Source organism: Streptomyces huasconensis, from assembly GCF_021028635.1.
Lineage (GTDB): Bacteria > Actinomycetota > Actinomycetes > Streptomycetales > Streptomycetaceae > Streptomyces > Streptomyces huasconensis.
The window spans coordinates 7,984,879-8,005,214 of record NZ_CP086119.1; the positions used below are offsets into that span (position 1 = coordinate 7,984,879).

General features: G+C 70.2%; 19 protein-coding genes. 13 read left to right on the forward strand and 6 right to left on the reverse strand.

Going from position 1 to position 20,336, the window contains the following annotated elements; all coding sequences use genetic code 11:
* Positions 1-542 precede the first annotated feature (542 nt).
* The 4 genes from J2N69_RS35490 (at position 543) to J2N69_RS35505 (ending at position 3,832) form a co-directional block, all read left to right on the forward strand.
* A complete protein-coding gene (locus tag J2N69_RS35490; protein ID WP_230904400.1) occupies positions 543-1,340 on the forward strand; it encodes an esterase/lipase family protein in 798 nt (265 codons plus the stop codon).
* A gap of 122 nt (positions 1,341-1,462) precedes the next feature.
* Positions 1,463-2,221, forward strand: a complete 759-nt coding sequence (locus J2N69_RS35495) for a CoA transferase subunit A (RefSeq protein WP_230904401.1) — start codon at positions 1,463-1,465, stop codon at positions 2,219-2,221.
* Positions 2,218-2,868, forward strand: coding sequence for a CoA transferase subunit B (locus J2N69_RS35500; protein WP_230904402.1), 651 nt, complete (start codon positions 2,218-2,220; stop codon positions 2,866-2,868). Before J2N69_RS35495 ends, J2N69_RS35500 begins: the two co-directional genes overlap by 4 nt.
* Positions 2,869-2,956: 88 nt before the next feature.
* Positions 2,957-3,832: a poly(ethylene terephthalate) hydrolase family protein gene (locus J2N69_RS35505; RefSeq protein WP_230904403.1), complete on the forward strand. Its 876-nt coding sequence runs from the start codon at positions 2,957-2,959 to the stop codon at positions 3,830-3,832.
* An 88-nt stretch (positions 3,833-3,920) separates the two neighbouring features.
* On the opposite strand, the gene J2N69_RS35510 is transcribed toward J2N69_RS35505, so the two are convergent.
* The 4 genes from J2N69_RS35510 to J2N69_RS35525 form a co-directional block, all read right to left on the reverse strand.
* Entirely contained in the window at positions 3,921-5,432 is a 1,512-nt protein-coding gene (locus J2N69_RS35510; protein WP_230904404.1) for a glycoside hydrolase family 5 protein, read from the reverse strand.
* Between the two features lie 192 nt (positions 5,433-5,624).
* A complete protein-coding gene (locus J2N69_RS35515) occupies positions 5,625-7,700 on the reverse strand; it encodes an MMPL family transporter (protein ID WP_230904405.1) in 2,076 nt (691 codons plus the stop codon).
* Positions 7,701-7,812: 112 nt separating this feature from the next.
* Positions 7,813-8,298 (reverse strand): MarR family winged helix-turn-helix transcriptional regulator, encoded by a 486-nt coding sequence (locus J2N69_RS35520; RefSeq protein WP_230904406.1) that lies wholly within the window; start codon positions 8,296-8,298, stop codon positions 7,813-7,815.
* Positions 8,299-8,397: 99 nt separating this feature from the next.
* Positions 8,398-9,309 (reverse strand): LysR family transcriptional regulator, encoded by a 912-nt coding sequence (locus J2N69_RS35525; protein ID WP_230904407.1) that lies wholly within the window; start codon positions 9,307-9,309, stop codon positions 8,398-8,400.
* Positions 9,310-9,458: 149 nt separating this feature from the next.
* Here J2N69_RS35525 and J2N69_RS35530 point away from each other — a divergent pair, with 149 nt between their 5' ends.
* From J2N69_RS35530 to J2N69_RS35540, 3 genes are all read left to right on the forward strand, one after another.
* A complete protein-coding gene (locus J2N69_RS35530; RefSeq protein WP_230904408.1) occupies positions 9,459-10,223 on the forward strand; it encodes an alpha/beta fold hydrolase in 765 nt (254 codons plus the stop codon).
* A gap of 174 nt (positions 10,224-10,397) precedes the next feature.
* Positions 10,398-11,576, forward strand: coding sequence for a serine hydrolase domain-containing protein (locus tag J2N69_RS35535; RefSeq protein ID WP_269075657.1), 1,179 nt, complete (start codon positions 10,398-10,400; stop codon positions 11,574-11,576).
* Between the two features lie 158 nt (positions 11,577-11,734).
* Positions 11,735-12,307 (forward strand): hypothetical protein, encoded by a 573-nt coding sequence (locus tag J2N69_RS35540; protein ID WP_230904410.1) that lies wholly within the window; start codon positions 11,735-11,737, stop codon positions 12,305-12,307.
* Positions 12,308-12,520: 213 nt separating this feature from the next.
* Here the strand turns inward: J2N69_RS35540 and J2N69_RS35545 are convergent, their stop codons facing one another.
* The gene (locus J2N69_RS35545; RefSeq protein WP_230904411.1) at positions 12,521-12,919 is read right to left on the reverse strand and encodes a hypothetical protein; all 399 of its coding nucleotides are present in this window, start codon (positions 12,917-12,919) and stop codon (positions 12,521-12,523) included.
* A 372-nt stretch (positions 12,920-13,291) separates the two neighbouring features.
* Here J2N69_RS35545 and J2N69_RS35550 point away from each other — a divergent pair, with 372 nt between their 5' ends.
* The 5 genes from J2N69_RS35550 (at position 13,292) to J2N69_RS35570 (ending at position 18,106) form a co-directional block, all read left to right on the forward strand.
* Positions 13,292-14,449: a PP2C family protein-serine/threonine phosphatase gene (locus J2N69_RS35550; RefSeq protein WP_230904412.1), complete on the forward strand. Its 1,158-nt coding sequence runs from the start codon at positions 13,292-13,294 to the stop codon at positions 14,447-14,449.
* Between the two features lie 280 nt (positions 14,450-14,729).
* A complete protein-coding gene (locus J2N69_RS35555; protein ID WP_230905012.1) occupies positions 14,730-15,485 on the forward strand; it encodes a (5-formylfuran-3-yl)methyl phosphate synthase in 756 nt (251 codons plus the stop codon).
* A 32-nt stretch (positions 15,486-15,517) separates the two neighbouring features.
* Entirely contained in the window at positions 15,518-15,985 is a 468-nt protein-coding gene (locus J2N69_RS35560; protein ID WP_408056859.1) for an aldehyde dehydrogenase family protein, read from the forward strand.
* A 2-nt stretch (positions 15,986-15,987) separates the two neighbouring features.
* Positions 15,988-17,094: an alcohol dehydrogenase catalytic domain-containing protein gene (locus tag J2N69_RS35565; RefSeq protein WP_230904413.1), complete on the forward strand. Its 1,107-nt coding sequence runs from the start codon at positions 15,988-15,990 to the stop codon at positions 17,092-17,094.
* 106 nt (positions 17,095-17,200) lie between these two features.
* Positions 17,201-18,106: an SAM-dependent methyltransferase gene (locus tag J2N69_RS35570; RefSeq protein ID WP_230904414.1), complete on the forward strand. Its 906-nt coding sequence runs from the start codon at positions 17,201-17,203 to the stop codon at positions 18,104-18,106.
* Between the two features lie 145 nt (positions 18,107-18,251).
* Here J2N69_RS35570 and J2N69_RS35575 read toward each other — a convergent pair whose 3' ends face one another.
* A complete protein-coding gene (locus J2N69_RS35575) occupies positions 18,252-18,785 on the reverse strand; it encodes an EF-hand domain-containing protein (RefSeq protein WP_230905013.1) in 534 nt (177 codons plus the stop codon).
* Positions 18,786-19,528: 743 nt separating this feature from the next.
* Between J2N69_RS35575 and J2N69_RS35580 the strand changes: the two genes are divergently transcribed.
* The gene (locus tag J2N69_RS35580; protein ID WP_230904415.1) at positions 19,529-20,005 is read left to right on the forward strand and encodes a Pycsar system effector family protein; all 477 of its coding nucleotides are present in this window, start codon (positions 19,529-19,531) and stop codon (positions 20,003-20,005) included.
* Positions 20,006-20,336: the final 331 nt, after the last annotated feature.

The following is a 20,336-nucleotide window of genomic DNA, read 5'->3' on the forward strand; positions in this document are numbered from 1 at the left end:
GCCGGTGCGGAAGTGCGTCCTCGGGAGCGGGAGACGCACGGCGAGAGGCGCGGGAGCCGCAGCCGCGGAGCGTGGGTTCACGGCCGGCGGCCCGTGTGCCCGGTGGCTGCCCGCTACGGCGGGCGCCACCCAGGACACCTCGCGGTCGTTGCAGCCCCGCCGGTCCGCTACGACGGTATGCCGCCCCGCCAGACCGCCACGAGAGCGGCGGCGCACATACGCGGAGCGCCGCGTGTGTGTCCGATGCACACCTGTCCCGCTCGCACGGCCCGGCGCCGACGGTGCGCGCCAGCCCGCCTCCACGGCCACCCCGACGTCGGCGGTGCGCGCACATCCCGGCCAACGAGGCCGGGACGTAATGGCCCGAGCGCACACCACGGGCAGTGAAAGACGTGTGCTGCGCCCATCTGCCCCCGCGACAGGCGGTCCTAGCGTGTTCTGTGCCACACCACCCCCCAGCCCTGTCGGCGCCTCTCCGAGTGCTTACGAGGTACGAGCCGCACAGCAGCACTCGGCGACCGCACGACGGTAAGGAGATCCCCATGCTGTTTACGTCCACCGGGCCCAGCGGGACGGCACCGGCCCACACGAGCACCCGGCGAGCAACTCCCAGGCGCCGGGCGCTCAGCGCCTCCGTCGCCGCCCTGCTGGCCACGAGCCTGCTGGGCCTGGCCTCCCAGACGTCCGACGCGGCGCCCCGGCCTGCTCCCGCCGCCGGACACGACCCCGTGATCATGATCCCGGGCATGACCGGCTCACCGGCCAACATGAACACCATGAAGTCCAACCTGCAGAGCAACGGCTGGCCCGCGAACCGGCTGTTCACCTGGACCGACAGCAGCTCCATGACGCAGGACCTGGCCGCGGCGGCCCGCCAGCTCTCAACCAAGGTCGACCAGGTACGCGGCCAGACCGGGGCCGACAAGGTCGTCCTCGCCACGTGGTCCGCCTCCACCCTGGCCGCCCGGTACTACATCAAGAACCTCGACGGCGCGGACAAGGTCTCCCAGTACATCGGCTTCGCCGGACCGCAGCACGGCACCACCAACAACGGCTGTCAGTGGTACGTGTCCTGCCAGCAGTTCGCCTCCCCGAACACCCCGTTCCTCCAGGCGTTGAACAGCCCCTCCGAGGTCCCCTTCAACGACAAGATCGACTACCTCACGATCAGGTCGACGGCCGACTACAACGCCACACCGACCGATACCGCGAAACTGGCCGGCGCGGACGAGAACTACCTCATGAGCGGGCCGATGGCGCCCAGCCACCTCTCGATCATCTCCAACGCCACGGCGCTGGCGAAGATGCGCTCCTTCATCACCGCGCACGAGAACGACTGACACACCGCCCCGTCAAGGAGGGTGTGCGCCGGGGGTACCGGGCGCCGCACCTGACAGCGCCCGGCACTCAGCCGGACCGCCGCCCTCCTCCGCACGCCGACACGAAGGGCCTTCCCACTTCCATGGACAAGACGATGGCGTCGGCCGCACGAGCGGTGGCCGACATTCCCGCCGGGGCGACACTGGCGGTCGGCGGGTTCGGCCTCAGCGGCGTACCCGACACACTCATCCGGGCGCTGCACGAGCAGGGCGCCGATGACCTCGAAGTCGTCTCCAACAACTGCGGCGTCGACGGGCGCGGCCTGGGAATCCTGCTTGGTTCAGGCCGCATATCGCGCGTCACCGGCTCCTACGTCGGCGAGAACAAGGAGTTCGCCCGCCAGTACCTGAGCGGAGAACTGGAGGTGGAGCTGGTCCCCCAGGGCACGCTCGCCGAACGGCTGCGGGCAGGCGGCACGGGCATTCCGGCCTTCTACACCCCGGCGGGCGTCGGCACACAGGTCGCCGCCGGCGGACTGCCCTGGCGCCACGCCCCCGACGGCACGGTCGCCGTCGCCTCCCCGCCCAAGGAAACCCGGGTCCTCGCCGGACACACGTATGTCCTGGAGCACGCGATCACCACCGACTACGCCCTCGTGCGGGCCTGGCGGGGCGACCGGCACGGCAACCTCGTCTTCCGCCGGGCCGCCGCCAACTTCAACCCGCTCGCGGCCATGGCCGGCCGCATCACCATCGCCGAGGTCGAGGAACTGGTCGAACCCGGCGAACTCGCCGCCGAGCACATCCACGTACCCGGCATCTTCGTCCAACGCGTCGTACAGCTCACGCCGGAGCAGGCGGCCGACCAGCAGATCGAGAAAAGGACGGTCCGTTCCCGATGACCTGGACCCGCGAGCAGATGGCGGCCCGAGCCGCCGCCGAACTCACCGACGGCTCCTACGTCAACCTCGGCATCGGCCTGCCCACCCTCATCCCCGGCCACCTGGCACCCGGCGTACACGTCGTCCTGCACTCCGAGAACGGCATCCTGGGCACCGGCCCCTACCCGTACGAGGACGAGGTCGACCCCGACCTGATCAACGCGGGCAAGGAGACCGTCACCGTCCTGCCGGGAGCCGCCTTCTTCGACTCGGCCCTGTCCTTCGGCATGATCCGCGGCGGGCACATCGACACGGCGGTCCTCGGCGCCATGCAGGTCTCCGCACACGGCGACCTCGCCAACTGGATGATCCCCGGCAAGATGGTCAAGGGCATGGGAGGCGCGATGGACCTCGTCCACGGCGCCCGCCGCGTCATCGTCCTCATGGACCACACCGCCAAGGACGGCACCCCGAAGATCGTGGAGGAGTGCGGCCTGCCCCTCACCGGTGAGCGGTGTGTCCACCGCGTCATCACCGACCTCGGCGTTCTCGACGTGACACCCCGCGGCCTGGCCCTGGTGGAGACCGCCCCGGGCACAACCGTCGAAGACGTCGTCAACAGCACGGCCGCGCCCGTGCGCCTCGACCACGTCTCGGCCGCCTGCTGAGACAGGCAGGCCAGACCGCCGCCCCGCTGATCACGCGGCGCGCCGCCCAACTCACCGACGTACAGCCCTTCTTGAGTAGAGGAGAAACATGCCCTTCCTTCCGCGCGCCCTGAAACGTCGTCACCCGAGCCGCCGCATCGGCACCGTGCTCGCGGCCCTGGCCCTGCTGGCGGCCGGCGGCACCACGGGCACGGCCACGGCCGCCGCGACGGCCTCGACCTGCCCGTCGGTCAACGGCCAGTGGGCCGCCCCCGGCCCGTTCGCCGTCAGCTCCGCCTCCAACGGCCGGGGCACGACCGTCTTCCGGCCGACCGACCTGGGGACCCTCGGATGCACCACACACCCGGTCATCCTGTGGAACAACGGAGCCCGCTCCGGCCTCGACCGGTACGCCCCGTTGCTGAACCACCTCGCCTCGCACGGCTTCATCGTCGCCGCGGCGGAGGGCAACGCGGGCACCGGAGGCCCCATGCTCCGGGGACTCGACTACCTGACCACCGAGAACGGGCGGGCCGGCAGCCCCTACCAGGGCAAGGTCGACCTGGCCGACGTGGGTGCCACGGGCCACTCCTTCGGCGGCGGCGCGGCGGTCGACGCCGGGGCCGACCCCCGGGTGGACACGATCGCCCCGATCTACCCCCTCGCGTTCAGCAGCGGCAGCCGGGTGCGGGGCCCCGCGGTGTTCTACGCCGGCCAGAACGACACCATCGTGCTGCCCTCGACGGTCCGCAGGACCTACGGCCAGGCCACCCAGGTGCCCGCCATCTACGCCGAGCAACGCGGCGCCGACCACTACGGCATACCCGGCCTGCACGGCCCCGTCACCGCGTGGTTCCGCTTCCACCTCATGGGCGACGAGCAGGCCCGCGGCCTGTACTTCGGCCCCGACTGCACCTACTGCTCGTCTCCGCTCTGGTCGGCCTTCGAGCGCAACCCCCGCGCCAGGGCCGTCCCTGGCCCCTGACCCGCCGGCCCCTGACCCGCCGGGACGACGACCGGGCGACGGCTCTGCCACCGCCCGGTCCGACGATGGCCCGGAACGCCCCCGGGCCTCAGCCCCGGCGGCCGGAGCCCGGCCGCACCATCACTTCCACCTCCGCCCCGCCGGAAGCCCACACACGCACCTGCCGTGCCTGCCCGGGCGGCACACTCCGGGCGCTGGGGTGTGCCGTGCGGCCCGACACCTCGATCCGCCAGCCGGTGGTGCTCGGCGGCAGGGACAGCACGGTGGTGCCGGGGCGGCGAGCCGACCGGTAGGCGAGGCGGTACGTGGCGTCGGCCGGGTCATGGGTGTCGGTGCGTACGGTGCCCGCGACCGCCGGGGCGTACGGCGTGGCGGTGCGTTCCTTGTTCGTACGGAAGCGGCCGTCGCGGTCGAGGGCGCAGTAGCCGCCGCCGTAGCACCAGACGTAGGCCGCCCAGCCCGAGGAGTAGCGGGTGAAGGAGGCGAGCGCGTCGTCGTGGAAGCGGCGCATGTTCGGCAGGCCGCTGTTCAGCGGGCCCCACTCGCCCACCACGACGGGAACCGAGTGCTCGCGCGGATAGGCGGTGACGGCGTTCTCGTACGCCGTGATCCACCCGGCCGCCGGGTCGTAGTCGGCGCCCGCCTCCATCGCGGTGTTGTAGAAGTGCGGGGCATAGACGACGCGTTCGTCAGGAACGCGGCCCAGGCCGGTGGGGACGCCTTCGCCGACGATCGGGGTCGGCTCGATGAACAGGTGGTTCGAGCGGTCCCGCGTGCGGATGGCGGCGGCGAGGCGGCGGTACATCGGGGTCAGCTGCGTCGCCTCGATGCGGCGTGCGGCACTCGCCAGGTCCTCGCCCGCGCGCAGCTCACCCATCGGCTCGTTGATCAGGTCGTAGCCGAACACCGCGGGGTGCCCGCCGAAGCGGTCCGCCAGCAGGCGCCACATGCGGGCCTGCGCGCGTCGCAGGTCCGCGTCCTCGTAAAGATGGGTGAAGGCCCGCTGGACGGCCGGTTCGAAGTACTCGGCGAACCAGTCGTCGGGGTGCGGGGTGAACGGCAGCCCGTCGGTCCGCGTCGCCCACGCCGGGATTCCGCGGTGGCCGAACGCGGGCCCGAACACGTCCTGGTGGGCGTCGATGACGACGTGAACCCCGTACTCGTGCGCCCAGTCGAGAATGCGTCCGATCTTGCGCAGGTACGCCTCGCTGTAACGCCCGCGCCGCGGCTCCAGGTCGTCCCAGAAGACCAGTAGGCGGGCGAAGTTGAAGCCGTGGGCCCGCAAGTCGGCGAAGTGCCGCTCGGTGATCGCGCTGAGGGCGTCCGGGCCGCGGTGGATCTTGTCCTCGACGTTCCAGCCGCGCAGGGTGAGTGTGCGGCCGCGGGCGTCGGTGAGGCGGGGTATATCGGCGGCAGCGGGGGCGGTTGGGGATCCGCGGCCGGACGTGGCCCCTGTGACGGCGCCGGAACCGGTGCCGACGCGCCTGCTTTCCGCTTCCCCTGAAGTGGCCGGGGCCAGGCCCACACCGAGCAGCGCGGTGACCATCAGGGCGATCAGGGCCACGGGGCCGAGGTGCTGCCGTGTGAAGCGCTTGCCCATGAGGGACCTCCGACACTCGGGGACTCGGGGATACGCGGTCACGTACATGTGTCCGTTCGGCACGCACCGTACCTATCAGGAACCGCTCTGACAGACCAGCGAACCGACAGCGCTCGGGCGGCCGCGCTGCAACTGACGCGACGGAAGCTCCAGGTGGGGAGCGGCCACCCGGGCGCGCGGGGCCGGGTGCTCTCAGACGCGCCCGGGCCACCACGCCCGGTCGCCGATGTCGCGGACCAGCGCGGGGACGAGGAGCGAGCGTACGACCAGGGTGTCGAGGAGGACGCCGAAAGCGACGATGAAGGCGATCTGGAGGAGGAACGCGAGGGGGATGACGCCCAGGGCGGCGAACGTCGCGGCCAGGACGACACCGGCCGAGGTGATGACACCCCCGGTCGCCGTCAGCCCGCGCAGGACTCCCTCACGCGTGCCGTGGCGTACGGACTCCTCGCGGACCCGCGACATCAGGAAGATGTTGTAGTCCACGCCGAGGGCCACGAGGAAGACGAAGCCGTAGAGCGGTACGGAGGCATCGGTGCCGCTGAAGCCGAACACGTGCCGGAAGACCAGTGAGGACACCCCCAGGGTGGCGACGAAGTTGAGGGCGACCGTCGCGACCAGGAGCAGCGGCATGAGGAGCGAGCGCAGCAGGCCGACGAGGATGACGAGGATGATCGCGAGGACCACCGGCATGATCAGCACGCGGTCGTGCTCCGCGGCCTGTTGGGTGTCGTACCGCTGGGCGGTGTAGCCGCCGACGAGGCCGTCGGCGCCGTTCACCCCGTGGACCGCGTCGCGCAGCCGCACCACGGTCTCCTTGGCGGCGTCGCTGTCGGTGGGGTCCTTCAATGTGACGTCGAGGCGTACGCGGCCGTCGACCACGAGGGGTTCGCCCGCACCGGGGCGGCCGGACCTGGTCACGGCCGCGGCCTCGGCCACACCGTCCGTCTCCTTCACCGCCGCGGTGACCCGGTCGAGCCGCGAGGCGTCGACGATGACGACGGCCGGGTTTCCGGAGCCGCCGGGGAAGTGCTCGCCCAGGGTCTTCTGCGCCGCCACGGAGGGCGCGTCGTTGACGAAGATCTCGTCCAGCGGGACGCCCTTGGAATGCAGGTTCGGCGCGAACGCGGCGCACACGCACAGTGCGGCGAGCGTCCATGCCCAGACCTTGCGCGGCGCCCGGTCCACGGTCCTCGCCACCCTGCGCCACACGCCGTGCCCGGCCGTGCCCTCCCGCGCGGCACGGGGCCTGGCGGGCCAGTACGCGGCCCGCCCGAGCAGCAGCAGCGCCGCAGGCAGGAAGGTCAGCGCGCTCAGGACGGCACAGGCGATGCCGATGGCGCCGACCGGGCCGAGCGCCCGGTTGTTCGCCAGGTCGCTGAGCAGCAGGGCGAGCAGGCCGAGGGCAACCGTCGCGCCACTGGCGACGATCGGCCCGGTCGAGCGGCGCAGCGCCGAGCGCATGGCGGCCACCCGGTCGCCGTCGAGCGCCAGTTCCTCGCGGAACCGGGCTGTGAGCAGCAGCGCGTAGTCGGTGGCGGCGCCGATGACGAGGATGGACAGGATGCCCTGCACCTGCCCGTCGACGCGTACGACGTCATGGTCGGCCAGCGCGTAGACGATCGCGCAGGCCAGTCCGAGCGCGAACACCGCGCCGACGATGATGACGAAGGGCAGCAGCAGACTGCGGTAGACGAGCAGCAGGATCAGCAGGACGGTGACCAGGGCGACGCCCAGGAGGATGCCGTCGATCCCGGCGAAGGCGTCGGACAGGTCGGCCTGGCCGGCCGCCGGGCCCGCCAGCCGCGCGGTGGTGCCGGGGACCTTCGCCGCCGCCTTCTCGATCCGCTCCAGGGCCTTGGGCAGCTCGTCCCCGAGATCAGGCCGTAGCTGCACGACGCCCTGCAGCGCGCGGCCGTCCTCGGCGGCCAGGGCCGGCGAGGCGCGGCCCGTCGTGCCGGGGGAGCCGTCCAGCGAGCGCAGGGACCGGGAAGCCGCCTCCTTCTGTGCGGCGGTCAGACGTTGTGCCCGCTCGTCGTCGGCGGTCCACACGACGACGGCGGGCAGGGTCTCCTTCTGGTCGAAGGCGCGTTGCGCATTGATGACCTGGGTCGATTCCGCGTTCTGCGAGAGGAAGGCGGCCTGGTCGTTGGTGGCGACCTCTCCGAGCTTCCCTGCGTAAGGACCGAGCACTCCGCCGATGCCCAGCCAGGCGGCGAGGAGGACGACGGGGACGAGCCAGCGGGCGATACGTGCACCGGCGGACATGTAGCTCCTCAAGGTAACTCAACCAAGAACTATCTCAATGATTGAATCAAATACGGGGTGAGTTCGGGGTTCGGGTGGTGGCGGCCGCCCCTGTGGGGCGGTCGGCTCGGCTTCAGGGGGACGGAGGGCGGCGTACGTCCGAGAGTTCCTCGTTGAGCGCCGTCAGAAACCGCATGACAACGGTCAGTTCCTCGGTGTCGAAGAGGGCCCGGGCGCTCTCCGTGGCGACCGCGAGCGGCTGGAAAAAGGCGCGGGCCGCGGAACGGGCGCTGTTCTCGTAGTGCAGATGAACGACCCTGCGGTCCTGGCTCTCCCGGGAGCGCCGGATGTGCCCGGCGCGTTCGAGCCGGTCCAGGCACGCGGTGACGGCGCCCGAGGTCAGCCCCAGATGTGTCCGCAGCCGCCCCGGGGTCATCGGCTCGTCGGCGTCCAGGATGGCGCTCAGGGCCTGCACATCGGTGGCGTGCAGGTTCTGACCGGCCGCGAAGGCGTGCACCACGCGGTTGAGCTCGCCGTTCATACGGCGCAACTGAACCGCGAACGACTGCAGGTCCGTCGCGGTGCCGCTCTCGTCCGTCGAGTCTTCGGTAGGTGCCACGTGATCAGCCTATATATCTGTCACCGGGCCTCGGGGCGGGGGCTTCGGGGAATGGAAGGGGCGCGGTGAGAGCTGCGAGGGTGTGCTGACGGGTGAGCCCTACGGGTGCCTCGGGTGGTCCACTCCACACCTCTCCACTTCATTGCAGGCGTCCAGTAGCGCGGTCAGCCGGTGGGACGGGGGGCCCGAGCGTACGGCCAGGCAGGTCCGTACGGCCGGGGCGGGTTCGGCGAAGGGCCGGAAGGTGACGCGGGGAGCCGGCTGTATCTGGGCTTGGGCCTCGTAATAGACCGTCCAGCTCGGCCTGCCGGAGGCGATGGCGGCCAGGGTGTCCTGATCGGTGGTGAAGGCGGGGCCCATGACGGGTTCGAACCCGGCTGTCCGGCAGGCGCCGACGACGATATCGGCCAGATGCGGGTTGGCTTCCCGGGGCGCGAGCCGCAGGGGCAGGTCGGCCAGGTCGGCGAGAGCGACCTCCCGCTGTGCTGCCAGGGGGTGCCGCGAGGGCAGGGCGGCCACAAGGACGTCGCGCCACAGGGGGAGTAGCTCCAGGTCCGGGCTGTGCTCGACTCCGCGGATGAAGGCGGCGTCCAGCTCCCCTTCGCGGACCTGCTGGAGCCGGGTCGCCGAGGACACGCTGACCAGGTCGACCACGAGTTGGGGAGCCCGTTCGGCCAGGGCCGTCAACAAGGCGTCCAGGCGGGTGCCCAGCCCGACGTGGGTGCCGAGGCGCAGGGTCGATTCCTGTTCGGTGCGCAGCCCGGCCATCGCCTCGGTCGCCGCGCGCTCGGCCCTCAGGAGGGCGCGGGCATGCGGCAGGAAGGCCCGCCCCGCCGCGGTCAGGGTCACCGTGCGGGTGGTGCGGTCGAACAGATCCAGCCCGAACTCGCGCTCCAGCCGGCGGACCTGCTGGCTGACGGTCGGCTGCACGATGTGCAACCGCTCGGCGGCACGTCCGAAGTGCAGTTCCTCGGCCACGCCCACGAAGTAGCGCACCTGACGCAGTTCCACGGGCACCTCTCATCCATCACGGTTCGTGATCAGTCTAGGAGCGGATCACTCCTTGGTCGTCACGGACCGCTCCGCTGGAATTGCCCACGTCAGCGCAGTTCGGCGAGAGCGGCCCCGCGAGGCGGGACCGCTGAGGGAAGGACGAGAAGATGACCTGTGCGACCGTCAACGGCGCCCGGCTCCACTACGAGGACCACGGCACCGGCCGCCCCCTGGTGTTCCTGCACGGCTGGGGCACCAGCGGCCGGGTGTGGGACGCCCAGGCCGCGGACCTGATGGCCGACCACCGCGTGATCACCGTCGACTGGCGAGGCTGCGGCCGCTCCGACCGGCCCGCCACCGGCTACACCATCGCCGAGATCACCCACGACATCCTGGAGTTCCTCGACGCCCTGGCACTGGACGAGCCTGTGCTGATCGGGTCGTCGATCGCCGGGGCGTTCACCATCGAGACCGCCCTGGCCGCTCCGGACAAGATCGGTGCCATCGTTCCCGTCGACGCCGGCATCCACCATTTCTCGGGCATGCAGAACGCGATGGACAAGCTGCTGGCGGACCTGCGCGCCGGCCGAGCGGGAACGCTCGCCGACCTCGTCCCGCAGTGGTACCGCCCCGGCGTCGGCGCCCCGATGATCGACTGGACGATACGGCAGCTCCTGGATTCGACCTTCCTCATCGACCAACTCCTCGTCGACCAGGCCACCTACGATCCGCGCGGCCGCCTGGGCCGGGTGCGCGTGCCCACCACGTTCCTGCACGGCGAACTGGACACCGAGGTACCGCTCGGCATTTCCCGTGAGTGCGCGAGCCTGATCCCCGACGCCCGGCTGACGGTCATCGAAGGCGCCGGCCACATGTCCCAGCAGGACCAAGCCGAGCGTTTCAACCAGGCGCTGCGCGAGGCCCTGCGCTAGACGGCCCGGCAGGCCGCCGGCTTCGAACTGCCGGGTCACACCTCCGCAGGCAGTTCCTCCGGCTCGGGGCGGCGAAGCCGCGATGCGTCGACAACCACTGCAGGGGATCAACTCGCAACGGCGGTCAGGGCGTCCTCCCGTATGCCACGTCCGGTGAGAGAGGGAGAGCCCTTCATGGCCACGTACGCCTTACCCCGCACTCTGGTCGCCCTGCTACTGGCGGGAGCGGTCGCCGTGACAGCCGCCGTCCCGGCTACCGCTGCACCACCTACCGCCTCACGCCATCCCACTCACTCCGCGACGCAGGACACCCTCCAGGCGATCACTCGTGCGGGGACCCCCGGAGCCATGGCCCGGGTCGACCGCGCACACGAGAGCTGGCACGGGACTTCCGGCGTAGCGGATCTGCGCACCGGCCGCCCCCGCCTGCCGCAGGACCGGTTCCGCGCCGGCAGCCTGATGAAGCCCTTCATCGCCACGGTCCTGCTGCAGCTCGCCGCAGAGCCCGAGTACGGCCTGGCGATCGACGACACGGTGGACAAGTGGCTGCCCGGCCTGGTGCGCGGCAACGGCAACGACGGACGCCGGATCACCCTGCGTCAGCTGCTCCAGCAGACCAGCGGGCTCCATGACTACATCAAGGATTCCGGACTCCGCGCCAAATTCACCGGTGAGGCGTTCTTCGCCCACCGATACGAGGGGGCCACGCCGGAGGAGCTGGTGCGGGTCGCGCTCGCCCATCGGCCGCGCTTCGATCCCGGTGAGCAGTGGGAGTACTCCAACACCAACTACATCCTGGCCGGCATGGTCATCGAGAAGGCCACCGGCAACAGCTACGCCTTGGAAGTGGAGCGGCGCATCATCAAGCCCCTCGGCCTGCGGGGGACGACGCTCCCCGGCACGTCGTCGTCAGTCCCCGGCCCGCATGGGCGGAATCACTCCAAGCTGTTCGTGGACGGCCCCGCCGCCCGAATTTACGATGTCACCGATTTCAACCCCTCGGTCTCCGGGGCATCGGGCGAAATCATCTCGACCGCCCGCGACCTGAACGTCTTCATGCGCGCACTCCTGCGTGGCGAGTTGCTTCCCCCGGCCCAGCAGAAAGAGATGTTCACAGTCCGTGACCTTGGGGGCGGCAGGTCGTACGGCCTCGGGATCAGGTCGCAGACGCTCGAAACCTGCGGCGTGGAGGTATGGGGGCACTCAGGCGACACCTTCGGCTCCGCGACCCGGACGGCGGCCACCGCTGACGGCGAGCACGTCATCACTCTCAACCAGAACAGCGATTGGGGCGACCACACACTCAAGCAAGCGGTCATCGAAGCAGAATTCTGCGGACCGCGACACCGTTGACATGAAGCCGACAGCGCGAAACTGCTTGGCCGCGCCACTGATGCTCGCGACCGTCCGGATTTGCTCGGACAGAGGGGGAGGGGATTCTCTGCCGTTTGGGCCGCAGGCTGCCGGACAATTCGACATGGTGGAACCCTCGGACCAGTACCGGAGGGGCCATGTGGACGACTGATCAGTACGGGGCCGCGCACGAAGGGTACGTCGGCGCTGTCCTCAACGACGGCACCGAACCCGAGCCCGCCTACCTCGATCCCGGTAGCAGCGCCAACTTCCATGAGACACGCGAGTGGTGGGCCTACAACGGCATCCTGAACCGCCCGCAGGCCGCACGAGGACGAGGCGCCTGCTCCTGCGGGTGGCGCGGAGTGGATGAGTACGACATCAACTGGGACGCCATCGGCAGGTTCACCGAGGTGTTTCCCTCGACCGGGCCGCGCGAGGCCTGGCACCAGCACATCGCCGATGTCGACGCCAGTACGGTCCCGCTGCCCACCGAGATGGTCGCACTCCTGGAACAGCTGGACGACCGACTGACGCGCCTCACCGATGAGACGCCGCTCGCTGCCCTCAAGGTCGTCGCCATCCTGGAGACCCTGGTCAAGCAGGTGGCCCCTGTGGCCGCGCGGTATGCGGAGAACGACGGTCTCTCGGACGAGGTGCTCGGGCAGGGGCTCGGCGTATCCCCCTCGGACGCGAAGTCGCGCCTCCTGAGGTACCGCCTCATGAGGTAGCCGTACGTACACGCCTCGCCTGGGCATGACGAAGAGCCGGGGGAGTGGGGCCGTCCTGAGCGGCATGGATTTCCAGCTGGTTGAGCGCGCTCTGGAGCTCGCGATCCGCCGAGGCTGTGACATGACGCCCCGCCCGGACGGCACCGCTCGACGTGTCGCGCCGTCGATTCCGCGGCGGCGCCTACCGGCGCGGGGGCACAGCGAAATTGCGGGTCACGACCCCTCTCGTGGCTCCGTGCGGAAGTCGAAGTATGCCCACGCGAAGATCCCGACAGCCGCCACCACGCCCACCACCAGGGCCTGCACGAGGGTTGGCGCGCTTCGCGTGAGGTAGCCGGCCAGGCCCGCCGCCAACCCGCCCACCAGCATCACCATGCGGCTGACGAAGTACTGCCCTGGGGCGGCGCCGACACCACCTTGCCGCTCCGCGAACAGCCCTCTCGCCGCCGCCTTCACCGGCTTATCCGCACCTCGGCGCCGCTTCGTCCGATACTCCAACACGAGACCGACCGCCAGATAGAGCACGAGAATCCCGATCACCAGGGCCCAGTCAGCCGGCCCGTCCATGCTGTTTCCGCGCGCCGTCGTCGTGGTCGAGACAGCAAGACTCATCAGAGCACCCCGTTCTTCCTCAACGGACAGGCCCCTCCGGCCTGACCGGCACAGGAATCCCAACTACCCCGTATCTGCGTTTTGTTGCCGGGTCCGCTGGAGGGGAGGGGATCAACTTCCCACCGTGCTGCGGGCGGTCGCCTCAGGCCTACCGGCCCGCGATGACTCGGCTGCCCTGGCCGCCATGGGAACCGGGGCGATGTCCCACACCGACACCTCCAGCCGCCCACCGAGCAGCTGAAGATCGACCACGCATGGGCTAAGGGACCTGTTCCTCTCTCGCGTAACGCTACGTCGAAGCTGCAGCATGCTCGGCGGCTGTGATGCCCAAAGCATCAGGGGGAAGGAGGTGTACAACGTGAGGAGGCTGTTGTGCAGCGTGATCGAATGGGACTGGCCGAGGTACTGGCAGCGGCGGAGGATGCCGCGCCGGTACGTTCTCTGGATGTCGTGGCGCACAATCTGCGCACACGGTTCGGCGCGCGTTACGTCTCATTCCTGTTCGTCGACGTCGTCGGCCGACGCCTGCTGCGGGTCAACGAGGAGAAGACGACGCGAGAGGAACGCGGCGCGGATCAGGTCCCTCTGGACGGCAGCGTCTATGACGAGGTCCTGCGCACCCAGAAGGTGATGCTGGCACCGCAGGATGCGCAAGGGCAGCGCGTGCTCGCCCCGGTCACCAACCGCGGCGACGCCATCGGCGTCCTGGAGCTCTACCTCACCTACGTCACACAGGACGTGCTGGAGCAGGTCGAAGAGGCCGCGCACGCGCTCGCGTACATCATCGTCACCGACCGTCGCTTCACCGATCTCTACCACTGGGGCAACCGCACCGCCACCGTCACCCTGGCCGCGGAAATCCAGCGCCAGCTCCTGCCCTCCGCGCCGTCGTGCGAGGCCGACGAGTTCGCTCTCGCCGGAGCGCTGGTGCCGGCCTCCGACATTGCCGGCGACACCTATGACTACAGCCTGGATGAGGACACCCTGCATCTGTCCATCACCGATGCCATGGGCCACGACGTCGACGCCTCCCTCATCGCCACCCTCCTGGTCAACGCCTCCCGCGGCGCCCGCCGCGCCGGCGCCGGACTCGCCGAACAGGCCCGCCAGGCCCTCCTCGACCACAGCCGCCGGACCTTCGCCACCGGCCAGCTCCTGCGCATCGCCCTGGACGGGTGCGGCGCCCAGTTCGTCAACGCCGGTCACTCATGGCCCCTGCGGTTGCGCGACGGCACGGTCGAGGAGATCAAGCCGCACATCAACCTCCCCTTCGGGGTCCCCGGTCAGGGCCCCTACCAGGTGCAGGACATCGACCTGCGCCCCGGTGACCGTCTCGTGCTCTACACCGACGGCATGCAGGACCGTCAGGCAGGAATCGTCGATCTGCCCGGCCTCATCCGGGACACCGCCCTCGAGCACCCTCGTGAGGCTGTGCGGGCCATGGTCGCCGCAGTCTCCGACGCCTGCGACGGCGATGTCGCAGACGACGCCACCGTGCTGTGCCTGGACTGGCGCGGCCCCCGTCCATAGGGTTCACCGGGCCCATGTGGGTGGGGGGCAGGGCATCCGCCCACGCTGTAACACGCCTCGAGGGGTTCACCAGCCGGACGAAACATCGCCAAAGGGGCCTGTTTGCTCCGCTATGCACGGCGCACCATACGCGAGCGCAAGCGCCCAATGGGCACTCTGTGCGCCCTCCCGGTTCCCATGAGTGACGGAAATGATGAGCACACTGCACATGAACCCGGTGACGACCCGCGTCCCCCGGTCCCTCGGCCGGTACGCGGGCCGACGGCGAAAGGAGTTCTGGGTGTTGCTTCTCATCTCCCCGGACGGTGTCGAGGAGGCTCTCGACTGTGCGAAAGCGGCGGAACATCTCGACATCGTCGACGTCAAGAAGCCTGATGAGGGCTCTCTCGGGGCGAACTTCCCCTGGGTCATCCGGGAGATCCGCGACGCGATACCGGCGGACAAGCCGGTGTCCGCCACCGTGGGCGACGTTCCGTACAAGCCGGGCACCGTTGCGCAGGCCGCGCTCGGCGCGGTCGTCTCCGGCGCCACGTACATCAAGGTCGGTCTCTACGGATGCACGACGCCCGATCAGGGCATCGACGTCATGCGCGCGGTCGTTCGGGCGGTGAAGGACCACTGCCCGGAGGCGCTCGTCGTGGCCTCCGGTTACGCCGACGCCCACCGGATCGGCTGTGTCAACCCGCTCGCTCTCCCCGACATCGCCGCCCGCGCCGGTGCCGACGTAGCCATGCTCGACACCGCGATCAAGGACGGGACGCGGCTCTTCGACCACGTATCGCCGGACGCGTGCGCCGAGTTCGTCCGGCTGGCTCACGCCGCCGGCTTGCTCGCCGCCCTCGCGGGGAGCATCAAGCAGGCCGATATCGGCCCGTTGACCCGGATCGGCACGGACATCGTCGGGGTACGCGGAGCGGTCTGTGAGGGCGGCGACCGGAACACCGGCAGGATTCAGCCGCATTTGGTGGCCGGCTTCCGCGCGGAGATGGACCGACACGCCCAGGAGCATGCGGCCGGCGTCACCGCCGTGAGTTGATCACCGGCATGCCGACTCGCGAGCCCCATCGCGTGCCCGGACGCCGGGCCGGACGTCTCCCCGCTGTCGACCCGGCCACCGGAGAGGTCTATGCGGAAGCCCTCGACGAGCAGCCGGTCGGGCCCGGCCTCGCCCCGGACACCCTGCTGGGGGGCCGGTCAACAAGGTCACCCCAGCTGGTGATCGAGGAGCAGTTCGGGCCGGTCCTGCCGGTCCTGCCGTACGGGAGCCTCGACGAAGTCGTCGACGCCGCCAACGGAGCCGGCTTCGGACTGGGTGGCTCCCTGTGGGGGCTGGGACACCAACCCGCCCGGGCCGAGGCGGTGGCCGACCGGCGCGGATGCGGCACGGCCTGGACCAACCACCGCGCCGAACTGTCCTTCGCCCAGCTCTGCACCGCAGGCGCCGAAGGCAGCGGTGCCGGCATGGCGGGCGGACCGAGGGGGACGTACGGCGGCGACCTGCGGCCGCTCGCCGTCCACCACCTGCGAAGGGCGTGACCATGAAGTTCCAGGCGGCCGTACTGCGCTCGTACGAGGGCCCGTTCACGATCGAGGAGGTGGGCCTGCAGACCGAGCCCGCCGTCGGCGAGATCCTGGTGGAGATCGCGGGCACCGGGATGTGCCGGACCGATCTCGCGGTCCGGCGACCCGCCGGCCGCAGCCCCCTGCCGGCTGTCCTCGGCCACGAGGGTGCCGGAGTCGTGGTGGGGACCGGCGGCGGCCCTGACACCGCGGTCGATGTAGGTGACCACGTCGTGCTGAGCTTCGACTCCTGCGGGCACTGCCGGAACTGCCGCAGCGGGGCTCCCGCCTACTGCGACTCCTTCGCCTCCCTCAACCTCCTCGGAGAACGCGACGAGAAGCCGCCGCGGCTCACCGACGCGACCGGCAAAGCACTGGCCCCCCGCTGGTTCGGCCAGTCCTCGTTCGCCGCATACGCGCTTGTCCCGGCGCGCAATGCCGTACGGGTGGACCCCGCACTGCCGCTCGAACTGCTCGGGCCCCTCGGCTGCGGCTTCCTCACCGGTGCCGGAGCCGTGCTGAACTCCTTCGGCGCGGGCCCCGGGGACCACCTGACGGTGCTCGGCGCCGGAGCCGTGGGCCTGGCCGCGGTGATGGCGGCCACCGCCGCCGGAGTACCGGCCATTGCCGTCGACCGGCATCCCGAGCGGCTCGCCCTGGCCGAACGGTTCGGCGCGACCCCGCTCCACGCCGGCTCAGCCGATCTGCCCGGATGTATCCGGCGCCTGACCGATGGTGGCGCCCAGTACGCCCTGGACACCACGGCCGCGCCGCCCCTCATCAACGCGGCGCTCCAAGCCCTGCGCCCCACCGGCATCCTCGGCCTGGTGGCACGCCTGCACACCCCCCTGTCCCTCGAACCGGGCGCACTCGACCGGGGCCGCAGCATCCGTCACATCTGCGAGGGGGACGCCGTACCCGCAGTGCTGATACCCCGGCTGATCCGACTGTGGCAGGCCGGCCTCTTCCCCTTCGACCAGCTGCTCCACACCTACCCGCTGGCCGGCATCAATGAGGCCGAACGCGACTGCGACGCGGGCCGGGTGGTCAAACCCGTCCTGCTCCCGGAGAGGGTGAACCGATGAGCGAGGCACACGGCATCAAGGACGCACCCCATCCGACGAGTGCGCACACGAGTACACACACGAGTGCACACCTCGCGTCCCCACCACCCCCGCCGACGGAGGAAGCATGAGCGACACGGCGTCGCAGCACACAGACGTGGACGGTGTGAACGGAGGTGTGGGCCTGACCGCCCTCCTGGTCGCCGCGGCACGGGCGATCGAGACATACCGCCACGACAGCCTGGCCCAGGACGTCCACGCGGAACACTTCGTGCGCGCGGCCCCCGCCTGCGAGCACTGGCCGGTGCGCATCGAGCAGGTTCCGGACGGGGACGCCGACCCGCTGTGGGGCCGGTTCGCCCGCTACTTCGGTCTGCGGACGAGGACCCTCGACGACTTCCTCCTCCGGTCGGTCGGTACTGGCGCCCGCCAAGTCGTCCTGCTGGGAGCGGGGTTGGACACCCGTGCCTTTCGGCTGGACCTGCCGTCCGACTGCGTCGTCTTCGAGATCGACAGGGCGGGCGTGTTGGCCTTCAAACAGCAGGTGCTCACGGACGTGTCAGCCGCCCCGAAGGTGACACGTGTCCCCGTACCGGTCGACCTGCGCGCGGACTGGGTCGGTGCGTTGACCACCTCCGGCTTCGATCCGGCCGTGCCGAGCGTGTGGCTGGCCGAGGGGCTGCTCTTCTATCTGCCGGGCCCTGCCGAGACGTACCTCATCCACACGGTGGACAGGCTGACCACCGCCGGGAGTGCTCTGGCCTTCGAGGCCAAGCTGGAGAAGGACCTGCTGGCGTACCGCGACAGCGCGATCTACACGGCGACGCGAGAGCGGATCGGCATCGACCTGCTCCACCTCTTCGACAAGGGGCCACGTCCCGACTCCGCTGGAGACTTGAAGGCCAAGGGCTGGTCCACCGCCATGCACACGCCCTTCGACTTCACCCGCCTCCACGGACGTGGCCCCCTCCCCGAACCGAACGACGCGCTGGAGGGCAACCGGTGGGTGTTCGCACACAGGCCCCGGCCATGACGGGGCCCGCGGCCATGACGGGGCCCGTCGCAAGCCCCGCCCGGAAAGACGTGCCCCGATGGAGGCGGCAACTCGGGTGCGGTCGGAACCCGGGTGCGGTGGAGCGGTTGCCGCCTCCGCCTGGCGAGGCCGTGGACGGGCCGTGTCAGACGGCCTGGGCGGCCACCAGTCGGTCACCGGGAATCCCGGCCATGTCCGGCGCGTAGTAGTCCTCGATGCCGGCGGCCCACGTGGCCACGGTGATGCGGTCCTGGGCGTCCGGCTCGAAGGCGTCGAAGAGCGCGTGGATGTTCGCCTCCTCGAAGCCGATCGCCGTCATCAGCGACACGAAGAGGGGGCGCTCGATCAGGCCGTCCCCGTCGGGATCGCCGAGGGCGGAGAGTGCCTGCGCGAACTCGGTGATCGTAGGCCCGAAACGCTCGGGGTCGAGCACGAACGGACGGAACTCGTCCACGGTGATCACACCGTCGCCGTTGGCATCCAGTTCAGTGGCCAGTGTCGTCCAGTAGCGACGGAACGCGGCACGGATGGCGGCCTTGGCGTCGTCGTCCGACGCGGTCGCCGCCTCCAGAACACGGTCCGTCATGAGATCGAAATCACCGGAGTCGATGACTCCGTTGCCGTTGGCGTCGAAGAGAGAGAAGACCAGTTCCACACGCTTGGCGGCCTCGATTCGCAATGTCCTCACCTGTCTGCTCCGACCCGACGATTCCGGGCCTGCCCAATGGGTGCCTCTACCTGACCGTGTGGGGACACACGCCCAACCCGGCTCGTATAGCGGCCATGAACCATGGAACCGCCACGGAGGGCCGCGGACCATGCGATCTCCGCTTGTAGTGACAGAAGGACTGCGGAATGAGCGTGTGTGACAAATCAGATGCTTACATGTGTCAACCGGACTGCTTCCACCGATCCCGTTCATCAGCTCATATGACCCCACTGGTGGACTGGCCGACGACTCCACGGCCCCGGCGGAGCTCGCGTAGCGGGAGCGCAGCATCGGCGGGGAGTTCGGTCAAACGATGTCGCCGGTGTCCGGCGCGTAGGTCGTAGGCGATGCCCGTCGGCGGCGCGGCGGTGCGCAGCGGGACGATGCTGGACACGCTGACGCAGACCGGGCCCCGCGACGGTGACGAAGCCGCCGCGACGAACTCGCGCCGCGCGCCGGTGGGTCCGTCCAGACCAACGTCGACGCCTGGCTCGCGCGCACCAAGGGCCGCGCCCTTCGGGCACTATCGCGCCCGCCCGCAGTCCGCGAGCCGCCGCCGGCCTCCTGACCCCGCCGGTTCTCGCGCACTCCGGGCATCGGCCGGCGTACGCGCAGATACTCGGCGTGAGACCAACCGGCGTGCGGGAGGCGGCCCGACCAGCGGAACCGCGCTGCCAGTTGCAGGTGTCTTCGGCACAACAGACGGAGTGCACATGAGCCAGCCACAGCGTGATACTTCGAACCTTTTGTCCGAGAACCTGGACTACGCCCTCAGAACGGCTGCGAGTGAACTCACCCGCGGCGAGACGAAGGCGAGCATTCTCCTGGCCATCAACAGCGTCGGCCTCGGCTTCGCCACGACGAGCCTCGACAGCGAACAACCCGTTGCTGTGCTGGTCCTGGGAGCGGCCGGTGCAGTCTTTCTCCTGCTCGCCACTCTCACTCTGCTCGTCGCCGTTCGCCCCAACCCTGTCGACCGAGCCGGCACCTCGTTGGGCTGGTCTCGCTGGAGGACGATGGACGTCGACGAGTTACGGGCCCATCTGGATGTGGAGAGGCGAGCGGAAACGATTGTTTTCTTGTCACGCGGGGTCAACTTGAAGTTCCAGATGTTGCGACGTGCAGTGAACTTCATTCTGGTCGGCGTCACCTTCGTGGCCGCTGCCGCGCTACTGAGAGCCTTTCTCTGACCTTCCATCTGCGCCCCCGGTATCCGGCACACGGACTCGGCGTGTGTACGCCGGGGGGGCAAACCGTGAAGCAGGCGAGGGGGCTACGTGCGCCCGCTGCACCAGGCTGTGGACCGGACGCGAGGTATACCCTCCAGCGTCAACTGGCGCACGGCGGCCACCTCGGCAGAGCCCAGGCGGCGGTGCAGTCCTGGCCGTCCCCCACCGCTCGGGGCCAGAGAGACGGCCGCGCATGTGGGTGGGGCCGCAGAGCAGGATGTCGTCGCGGGGGTCTGATGGAACCGCTTCGGCGCGATGGGCGAAGGACAGGTGAAAGCCCACGTATTCGAGC